The sequence below is a fragment of the Anoxybacillus ayderensis genome (genome assembly GCF_000833605.1).
In the GTDB taxonomy this organism is placed as follows: domain Bacteria; phylum Bacillota; class Bacilli; order Bacillales; family Anoxybacillaceae; genus Anoxybacillus; species Anoxybacillus ayderensis.
Genome location: NZ_JXTG01000035.1, coordinates 1 through 9,332, shown reverse-complemented (window position 1 = coordinate 9,332; position 9,332 = coordinate 1). Strand labels below are relative to the sequence as shown.

The window sequence follows — 9,332 nt, the reverse complement described above, 5'->3', positions numbered from 1 at the left end:
TCCTGTGGCAAGCAAGCCAATCATCGAGCGAATGACATCGCTATGGGAAATGTGCACTTCTCGACGAACCGTTGGAAGCCGAAGTGCGTTTACCCGTTTATCCAGTTTCGTTCGATGGAGTAAGTAGCCCACGAGAGCAAGCCCAGCACTTGGAGTAATCGCTTCATCTGTCAATACAAACCGAATCGGGAAATCTTTCATCACATTCACCTACTTGATGAAGAATCGTCAACGTCGTTTTCCCTTATCGTATCAACGGTTTGCGACCATTGTAAAGATGTTTTGTCACGGATTCAGGAATATATTCGGCCCTGTAGATCTTATTATAACAGTGGGCTATGATTACGCCGAAGATTTGCGGCCATCCATGTGGAAACATGGAAAAGAAAAAAAAGTAGTTCGGATAGCTTCTTACCCGAATTTAGCCTATCAAAAATTTAAACCTGATGTAGATGTGGTAAATAATATTTCAGATTCTTTGGAATACTTACAAAACTCATTAATTGGATGCACTCCAAAAAAACCGCATGATATTAGCGGAGTACGCAAAAGAATTGAAGAACTATTAGAAGACCAAACAGAAAATACAGAAGGTCTACTTGTAAATCAGGTGATGGGAAAGATTAATAAAGTACTTGGTAATGGCACCCTAGTGAGTGATGTTGGTTTCTTCCGTCATTTTGCAGTACTTTTTAGTAAAATTAATAAACCAAACGGATTTATTACTTCTGCAGGTTGCTCTACTTTTGGATTTGGTCTACCAGCAGCGATGGCCGCTAAAATGGCAAACAGAGATGAACTAGTAATATTAGTGTGTGGAGACGGAGGGTTTCATTCCAACAGCCAAGATTTAGAAACAGCAGTTCGTTATAACTTACCAATCGTAATTGTTTTGTTAAATAATAATTCAAATGGGTTAATACGTTTATACCAAAGTCTAGGTCATCAAGAAACTTACCCTCCGGCTGTTAATTTTGGTAAAGTGGACTTTGTCCAACTAGCAAAAGCTAACGGATGTGAGGGATTCTATGCTAGTAATTTAACAGAACTCGAACTGAGTTTAGAAAAAGCCATTAAATTAAATAAACCTGTATTAATTGAGGTACCTATAGTATATCATAATGAGGTAGGAGAGCGTTTCCGTTCTTTAGATGTTGAATGAAGAAAAAATTATTAAATAACTTTTTAGGTTTTAGGTAGTTAAGGAGGAGATATTTTCCTCCTCTTTTCGTATTAAATAGTCTAATTTTTCTTGTTATTTACTATTAACTATATAATTATTTAAAATAATTTACTTTTTTGTAAAGAGAAAAGATTATCTATTAAATTGGAGGGGATTTCAATGAAAGTCAATGTATTGTTAATTGGCCTTAATAAAACTTTCATTTCGTCATTAGAGCGAGCAGACACCGATTACCAAGTTTTTTTGCTAGAAGAGGAAAAATTATTTAAAAATAATCCTTATCATAATAAAATTCTGAAAGAAGTACGTTACGGAGATTACCAACAAAGTGAGGGATTTATGGAACAAGCTATTAGATGGCATAAGGAAGTAGGCTTTGATGTAGTAGTACCTGGGAGTGATTATGCCGTTAGAGGTGCATATAAGTTTGCAGAAAAAATCGGTTTATTGACTCCTGGAGAAAGAGCCGTTAAAGCTTGTACTAACAAGTATGAATTACGGAAAGAATGTAAAAATCTAGGTATACCTCATCCTAATTTTTCTAAAGTAAAAAATATTCATGATGTAAAAGTTTTTTTTAAAGGTTCAAAGATAGTGGTAAAGCCGGCTAACCGTCGGGCATCTGTAGGTGTTATTGGTATAGAAACTATTGAAGATATTGAAAGTGCTTGGAAAGAATGTATAGAAGCCGATGAAAATGTTTTTATAGCTGATCGGGATTTTAATTGGGAATATATAGTTGAAGATTATATTGACGGTTATGAAGTATCTATAGAAACAATCGTGGCAGAAGGAAAGCCAATTTTTCATAATATTACTTATAAAGAAACTACCAAAGGAAAATATTTTGTTGAAATCGGACATACCGTCCCAGCCCCGATATCCCAGGAAGATAGTAACATGTTAATTGCAGCTAAAGAACAATTATTGTCTGGATTAGAAGTAAAAGCTGGACTATTCCATTCGGAATGGAAAATGTCTAGTGAAGGACCTAAGTTAATCGAATGCGCTGCAAGAACTCCAGGGGACTATATCCCCGTTTTAATTGAACAGGCTTATGGTTTTAACATTAATGATGCATTTTTAAAAGTGCTTCAACAAAAAATGGTTTCCCACCCTCCAACCAGAAATCAATATATCACGGCAATTCGTTACTTCAATCCCAAACCCGGTCGTTTAATAAAAATAGAGGGATTAGAGATATTTGATATTTTACCTCAAATAACAAATTATGAGATTAATTTAAAAGTTGGACAAAATATACATCAAATGACTAATAGTTGGTCAAGATTAGGTTATTATAGTATAAAATGCAAGACATTAAATGAATTAAACCAAATTATTAATCAAGTTGAAGAACATGTAAAGTTTATCGTGGAGTGATTGTAGATGAAAGATTCTATAAAAAAGTTAAGCGCGGAGGTTAGAATTGTTCTTTTTGGTGTTCTGCTGATTGGAATTGGTTATTTTATGGCTATTCCTCTCTTAAGCTTGTACTTAAGTAATTATAGAGGACTAAGTGTATTTCAAATTGGATTAGTTTTAACAGTTTTGACAATTTCGCAACAAGGTTTTACTTTTTTTGGAGGAATTTTAAGTGACCGTTTTGGGGTTAAAAACAGTTTAATTTATGGAATGTTGATACGAATTATAGGCTTTTTGACTTTTGCTTTTTCTAATAATTCATGGTTTTTTGTGATTTCTTCAATTTTTGTAGGGATAGGGGGAGCTTTGTTTTTTCCAGCTTCAAAAGCCATTATTGCAACTGTTCCTAATTCCGTTAAATCTGAAGCCTTTGCTTTGCGAAGTATAGCAGTTAATATAGGTGCTTCAATAGGCCCTCTTCTAGGAGGGTTACTTTATAAATTTGAATTTAAAATAGTTTTCCTATGCGCTACTTTAGTCCACTTTATATTTCTACTTCTAGCTCTTAAGTATGTTGACAAGAATCATAATAATATAAATTCAAATATGAAAATAGTTAGTCAGTTAAACAAGGTAATAAAAGATTATAAAATTGTATTTTTAATGCTTATAAATAGTGGATTTTGGGCACTTTATTCACAGGTATATATTACTATCCCATTAGATTTTACCACTAGGTTTAATTCTGATTCACTTGTTAGTTTGCTGTTTTCTATAAATGGTTTTTTAGTAATAATATTACAATACAGAATGGTAAAGTGGATGAATAAAAAATTCAATCAATCATTGATATTGACTTTCGGCATGATACTAATGGCATTTGCATTTTTTAGCCTATCTATTTTTCCTTCGATCTATGCTTTTTTTACTTTCATTATATTTTTTACAATTTCGGAAATACTGATAATACCAACTATTGACGACTTAACCAGTAATATATCCCCACCTGGATTAGCTGGAAGCTACCTAGGTTTTGTTTCCTTAGGTACAGGAATAGGTAGTTTATTTGGGAACTTGATAGGTGGTTCTTTATTTGAACAGTTTAAGTCTATCGATTTAATATGGGTGAATTGGTTGATCTATGCATTATTTTCTATGTTTATAGCCTTATTATTTAAGATTTACCCCATGTCAAAACATGAAAAGTGTGGGTATGACCCAAATAGATTTAAAGTGAACTAAGAGAAAGTAGTGCCCCTTTTTTTCGTTTTTGATGGACTTCTTTTTGTCGATCTCAACCTTAAATCATCCCTTCTCATAGGGTACTTTAAAAATTTATAATTGCATATAAAAAAGAAATTTTGTATATTTATAAAAAAAGAGTTCTATGGTTATATATAAATAATACGATTATGAGGAGATAATTATGCAAATTTATAATGCAGTTACCAGTGATGTTAAAGATATACACGCTTTAATTCAAATATATGCTGAAAAAGGATTAGTTTTACCTCGTTCGTTATTATCAATATATCAGCATTTACAGTGTATGTATGTCGTAAAAGAGAAAAACAAAATAGTTGGAGTTGCTGGATTGCATATTTTGGGTCATGATCTTGGAGAGATACGTTCATTAGTCGTATCACCAGATCATATGGGTAAAGGAATAGGTCGCATGCTAGTAAACCATATTATAAATGAAGCATCTAGACTTGGAGTTAAAAGATTAATATCCTTTACTTATCAGATTGAGTTTTTTAAAAAATGTGGATTTGAAATTGCTGAAAAAGAAACTTTACCTGAAAAAGTATGGATTGACTGTGTGAATTGCCCCAAGCTTGATTGTTGTGATGAAACCGCAATGATTAAATATATTGTATAAATCCAAATTTTACTTTCTATTCTCGTAACTATTCAGCCACATCATAAAGTGAGCTGAATATTTTTTGTATTTCTTGTCTATGATGTGAATATTGATAGACAAGGAGATGAATCGCATGTTGACGGTACAACAAGCTGTATTTACAGTTGAGAGCTTAATCGGCAAAGTCCAACAACAAAAACAGCTCATTACTCACCAACAACAAATCATTGAGCAACTGTTGACAGAAAACAAACAGCTGCGCAAAGAAAATGAACAACTCAAGTACCGCGTTCAAGAGTTGGAAGCACGCACGAAAAAAAACAGCTCCAATAGCCATTTGCCCCCATCTTCTGACCGTTTTGTCCACACCCATTCTTCTGGGGCTTAATGGAGATGATTGTTCACTTCCCCAATCATCTGCGAATGAAAGGAGTCCTAACGATTGTAACCAATTTCCTGTGATCTCCTGTTGACTTCCATCTTTGTTTAATAGTCCAGCAACAACGGTTACGTTATCGATAGCTTGAATTTGATAGTGTATCAGGGATCTCGGCCTCTGCCTATAGGGCGTTTCCTGTCGCTTGCAATACGTTTCCCCATAAATCAAGAGCAAACTGTTTTTTGTCGCTTAGAGAAGGAATGCTCGCAATGGCCGAAGTAACAGTATCTATCGCTTGAGTAAATGAACCGATCAGTGCTTTCGGTTGATTCATGTGCATTCTCCTACAATTTTTGCTCATATATCATATGCAAGTTACATATTGTTGTTAATTGTTAGAAAATTGAATAAAAAAGACAGCATCTTGACCGACGAGGAATGAAGTTGGTAGAATGGATTAAAATTTAAGATGCGCACCTTCGTATATCCTCGATAATATGGTTCGAGAGTCTCTACCGGGACACCGTAAATGACCCGACTACGAAGGCAGTGTTCTATATTGCTAGAATTCTGCCTTCGTTTTTTTTATGAGAGGGTATGAATGCTAGCTTTTTTTATTATATGTAGATGAGGTGATTTCGTTTGAGTCAACAAGAAATGATCGTCGTTTTAGATTTTGGTAGCCAGTACAATCAGTTAATTACGCGTCGCATTCGTGAGTTTGGTGTGTACAGCGAGCTGCATCCACATACGATTACAGCCGAACAAATTCAACAAATGAATGTAAAAGGAATTGTCTTTTCGGGTGGACCAAATAGTGTGTATGATGAACAATCGTTTACGTGCGATCCAGCGCTTTTTCAGTTAGGTATTCCGATTTTAGGTATTTGTTATGGTATGCAGCTGATGACGCATCATATAGGCGGAAAAGTAGAAAAAGCGACGCATCGAGAATATGGAAAGGCAACGATTACGGTGCAGCGTCCGTCGCAATTGTTTAGTGATTTACCGACGGAGCAAATTGTTTGGATGAGTCATGGCGACTTGGTGACAAAAACGCCAGAAGGGTTTACAGTTGACGCGACAAGCCCATCTTGCCCGATTGCCGCGATGAGCGATGAAACGAGAAAGTTTTATGCCGTTCAGTTTCATCCAGAAGTGCGTCATTCAGTATATGGAAATGAACTATTAAAACGATTCGTGTTTGAAATTTGTGAATGCAAAGGCGATTGGACGATGGGAAGCTTTATTGATCACGAAGTGCGCAAAATTCGTGAACTTGTTGGAGATAAAAAAGTGCTTTGTGCGTTAAGCGGCGGTGTCGATTCTTCCGTGGCGGCTGTGCTTGTGCATCGCGCCATCGGCGATCAACTCACATGTATTTTTGTCGATCACGGGCTCCTTCGCAAAGGGGAAGCGGAAAGCGTCATGAAAACATTCCGCGAAGGATTCAATATGAACGTTATTAAAGTGGATGCGCAAGAGCGCTTTTTATCAAAATTAAAAGGGGTAACCGACCCGGAGCAAAAACGAAAAATTATCGGAAATGAATTTATTTACGTTTTTGATGATGAAGCAGCAAAGCTAGATGGCATCGAATTTTTAGTACAAGGTACGTTGTATACTGATATTATTGAAAGCGGCACAGCAACAGCCCAAACGATTAAATCTCATCACAATGTCGGTGGTTTACCAGAAGATATGAAGTTTAAATTAATCGAGCCATTGAATACGCTCTTTAAAGATGAAGTGCGAGCGCTCGGTACAGAATTAGGTATTCCAGATGAAATTGTATGGCGTCAACCGTTCCCGGGACCAGGACTTGGTATTCGCGTGTTAGGTGAAGTGACAGAAGAAAAGTTAAATATTGTTCGTGAATCGGATGCCATTTTGCGTGAGGAAATTAAAAAAGCAGGTCTTGATCGTGATATTTGGCAATACTTCACCGTCCTTCCTGACATTCGTAGCGTTGGAGTGATGGGAGATGCACGTACGTACGATTATACGGTCGGTATTCGTGCAGTGACATCAATTGATGGCATGACAGCAGACTGGGCACGTATTCCTTGGGATGTGCTTGAAGTCATTTCAACGCGCATTGTTAATGAAGTGCCTCACGTCAACCGCGTTGTGTATGATATTACAAGCAAACCACCAGCAACGATCGAATGGGAGTAAAAAACGAACAAAAAGTTTTTTTATATAAAAAATGTTCGTTTTTTACCTTGACTTTGTCGGATGTGCTTGATAGAATGTATGTGTAAAATAAATAGAGGATACATCGTATAATCTCGAGAATATGGCTCGAGAGTCTCTACCAAGCTACCGTAAATAGCTTGACTACGATGTGTAATGTGGGGGAGAGGAATCTGCTTGGTTCCTCTCTATGTTCTGTGCATTATGCATCATAGTCAACGCTTCTGGTAGTTTGCTAGAAGCGTTTTTCTTTTTATTAACAACATATGGAGGGACTGAAATTGATTAAGAAGTATTTCCAATTTGATGAGCTTGGTACAAATTATAAGAGAGAGATTATTGCAGGCTTAACGACGTTTTTATCTATGGCTTACATTTTGTTTGTTAATCCGTCTATTTTGTCGTTAAGTGCGGTGCCAGATTTACCAAATGAAATGAGAATGGATCAAGGGGCTGTATTTACCGCGACGGCGATTGCGGCCGCTGTTGGATCGCTATTAATGGGGTTAATAGCACGTTATCCGATTGCGCTTGCCCCGGGGATGGGATTAAATGCTTTCTTTGCTTTTACTGTTGTATTGACGATGGGCATTCCTTGGCAAACAGCATTATCTGGTGTTTTAATGTCTGGACTTATTTTTATTTTACTAACATTAAGTGGTGTACGTGAAAAAATTATTAACTCGATCCCAGAAGACTTAAAATATGCAGTTGGAGCAGGGATTGGATTATTTATTACGTTTATCGGATTCCAAAACGCAGGTATTATTGTAAATAACGATGCAGTTCTCGTAGGATTAGGACATTTGACAAATGGAAATACATTATTGGCGATCTTCGGTGTAATTGTTACTGTTATTTTAATGGTTCGCGGCGTAAACGGTGGAATTTTCATTGGCATGGTCGTTACTGCGATTGTGGGAATGATTGCAGGCTTAATTGATGTGCCAACAAAGGTAGTAGGTTCTGTACCAAGTCTTGCACCTACGTTTGGGGTAGCGTTTGAACATCTCGATCAAATTTTTAATATAAAAATGCTGGCGGTTGTGTTAACATTCTTATTCGTCGATTTCTTTGATACAGCAGGAACGTTAGTTGCTGTGGCGAATCAAGCAGGTTTATTAAAGGAAAATAAATTGCCACGGGCAGGGAAAGCGCTTTTTGCGGATTCTTGTGCAACGGTAGTCGGGGCAATTTTAGGTACGTCAACTACTACATCGTACATTGAGTCATCAGCTGGAGTAGCAGCAGGTGGGCGTACAGGTTTTGCTTCTGTTGTAACAGCCATTTTATTTTTGTTTGCCTTGTTCTTTTCTCCATTACTATCGGTTGTAACAGCACCTGTTACAGCGCCAGCATTAATTATTGTCGGTGTACTTATGGTATCATCTCTTGGAAAAATTGAATGGACTCGTTTTGAAATTGCTGTTCCTTCATTTTTAACGCTAATTGCAATGCCTTTAACATATAGTATTGCAACAGGAATTGCGATCGGGTTTATTTTCTATCCAATTACAATGATTGCAAAAGGGAAAGGGAAAGAAGTTCATCCGATTATGTATGGTTTATTCGTTATTTTCATTCTATACTTTGCATTTTTAGTTGAGTAATTATATATTCATGAGGGTTGTGGGCTTGGATCATAAATTCCAAGCCTTATTTTTTTAAAAAAAAACAGTTGACGAGCAAATTTGTTTTTGATAATATACTTATTGCTGGTTGAAACAAGCAACTTATGAAAAAAGAAAAAGCAAAAAAGTGTTGACGAAGAAAACAGTAAATGTTACATTAAAAAGGTCGCTTCAAAAGCGATGAGATGTTCCTTGAAAACTGAACGAAGCGAAAAGCGTACAAAAGCTAAGGATAACTTTTCTATGGAGAGTTTGATCCTGGCTCAGGACGAACGCTGGCGGCGTGCCTAATACATGCAAGTCGAGCGGACGATTCAAAAGCTTGCTTTTGAATCGTTAGCGGCGGACGGGTGAGTAACACGTGGGCAACCTGCCCTGTAGACGGGGATAACACCGAGAAATCGGTGCTAATACCGGATAACACGGAAGACCGCATGGTCTTTCGTTGAAAGGCGGCGCAAGCTGTCGCTACAGGATGGGCCCGCGGCGCATTAGCTAGTTGGTGAGGTAACGGCTCACCAAGGCGACGATGCGTAGCCGACCTGAGAGGGTGATCGGCCACACTGGGACTGAGACACGGCCCAGACTCCTACGGGAGGCAGCAGTAGGGAATCTTCCGCAATGGACGAAAGTCTGACGGAGCAACGCCGCGTGAGCGAAGAAGGCCTTCGGGTCGTAAAGCTCTGTTGTTAGGGAAGAACAAGTACCGCAGTC

7 protein-coding genes, 1 rRNA gene, 2 pseudogenes and 2 riboswitches are annotated in these 9,332 nt (G+C 37.3%); of the genes and pseudogenes, 8 read left to right on the top strand and 2 right to left on the bottom strand.

The window, feature by feature from the left end; genetic code table 11:
• A pseudogene (locus tag JV16_RS14455) lies at positions 1-201 on the bottom strand (IS1380 family transposase); the annotation flags it as partial.
• Between the two features lie 166 nt (positions 202-367).
• Here JV16_RS14455 and JV16_RS14450 point away from each other — a divergent pair.
• The 5 genes and pseudogenes from JV16_RS14450 to JV16_RS15040 form a co-directional block, all read left to right on the top strand.
• The gene (locus tag JV16_RS14450; RefSeq protein ID WP_080513098.1) at positions 368-1,162 is read left to right on the top strand and encodes a thiamine pyrophosphate-dependent enzyme; all 795 of its coding nucleotides are present in this window, start codon (positions 368-370) and stop codon (positions 1,160-1,162) included.
• Between the two features lie 180 nt (positions 1,163-1,342).
• Positions 1,343-2,566, top strand: a complete 1,224-nt coding sequence (locus JV16_RS14445; RefSeq protein ID WP_042536421.1) for an ATP-grasp domain-containing protein — start codon at positions 1,343-1,345, stop codon at positions 2,564-2,566.
• A 6-nt stretch (positions 2,567-2,572) separates the two neighbouring features.
• Positions 2,573-3,790, top strand: a complete 1,218-nt coding sequence (locus JV16_RS14440) for an MDR family MFS transporter (RefSeq protein WP_042536420.1) — start codon at positions 2,573-2,575, stop codon at positions 3,788-3,790.
• A gap of 184 nt (positions 3,791-3,974) precedes the next feature.
• Positions 3,975-4,430 carry an N-acetyltransferase gene (locus tag JV16_RS14435; protein WP_012573948.1) on the top strand — a complete coding sequence of 152 codons (456 nt, stop codon included), beginning with the start codon at positions 3,975-3,977 and terminating at the stop codon, positions 4,428-4,430.
• A 115-nt stretch (positions 4,431-4,545) separates the two neighbouring features.
• Positions 4,546-4,791: pseudogene (locus JV16_RS15040) on the top strand (DUF6444 domain-containing protein); the annotation flags it as partial.
• A 181-nt stretch (positions 4,792-4,972) separates the two neighbouring features.
• Here JV16_RS15040 and JV16_RS15720 read toward each other — a convergent pair.
• Positions 4,973-5,125, bottom strand: coding sequence for a DUF6944 family repetitive protein (locus tag JV16_RS15720; RefSeq protein WP_162484114.1), 153 nt, complete (start codon positions 5,123-5,125; stop codon positions 4,973-4,975).
• A gap of 125 nt (positions 5,126-5,250) precedes the next feature.
• Positions 5,251-5,352: riboswitch (purine riboswitch) on the top strand.
• A 96-nt stretch (positions 5,353-5,448) separates the two neighbouring features.
• Between JV16_RS15720 and guaA the strand changes: the two genes are divergently transcribed.
• The 3 genes from guaA to JV16_RS14415 all read left to right on the top strand — a co-directional run.
• A complete protein-coding gene (gene guaA, locus JV16_RS14425; protein ID WP_042536422.1) occupies positions 5,449-6,969 on the top strand; it encodes a glutamine-hydrolyzing GMP synthase in 1,521 nt (506 codons plus the stop codon).
• Between the two features lie 83 nt (positions 6,970-7,052).
• Positions 7,053-7,154, top strand: a riboswitch (purine riboswitch).
• Between the two features lie 117 nt (positions 7,155-7,271).
• A complete protein-coding gene (locus JV16_RS14420; protein WP_035063171.1) occupies positions 7,272-8,597 on the top strand; it encodes an NCS2 family permease in 1,326 nt (441 codons plus the stop codon).
• A 261-nt stretch (positions 8,598-8,858) separates the two neighbouring features.
• Positions 8,859-9,332: ribosomal RNA gene (locus tag JV16_RS14415) — 16S ribosomal RNA — on the top strand; the annotation flags it as partial.

Bases quoted from the DNA above. Each gene is read 5' to 3' on its own strand.
- JV16_RS14450 (WP_080513098.1), top strand. From the start codon at position 368: ATGTGGAAACATGGAAAAGAAAAAAAAGTAGTTCGGATAGCTTCTTAC.
- JV16_RS14445 (WP_042536421.1), top strand. From the start codon at position 1,343: ATGAAAGTCAATGTATTGTTAATTGGCCTTAATAAAACTTTCATTTCG.
- JV16_RS14440 (WP_042536420.1), top strand. From the start codon at position 2,573: ATGAAAGATTCTATAAAAAAGTTAAGCGCGGAGGTTAGAATTGTTCTT.
- JV16_RS14435 (WP_012573948.1), top strand. From the start codon at position 3,975: ATGCAAATTTATAATGCAGTTACCAGTGATGTTAAAGATATACACGCT.
- JV16_RS15720 (WP_162484114.1), bottom strand. From the start codon at position 5,125: ATGAATCAACCGAAAGCACTGATCGGTTCATTTACTCAAGCGATAGAT.
- guaA (WP_042536422.1), top strand. From the start codon at position 5,449: ATGATCGTCGTTTTAGATTTTGGTAGCCAGTACAATCAGTTAATTACG.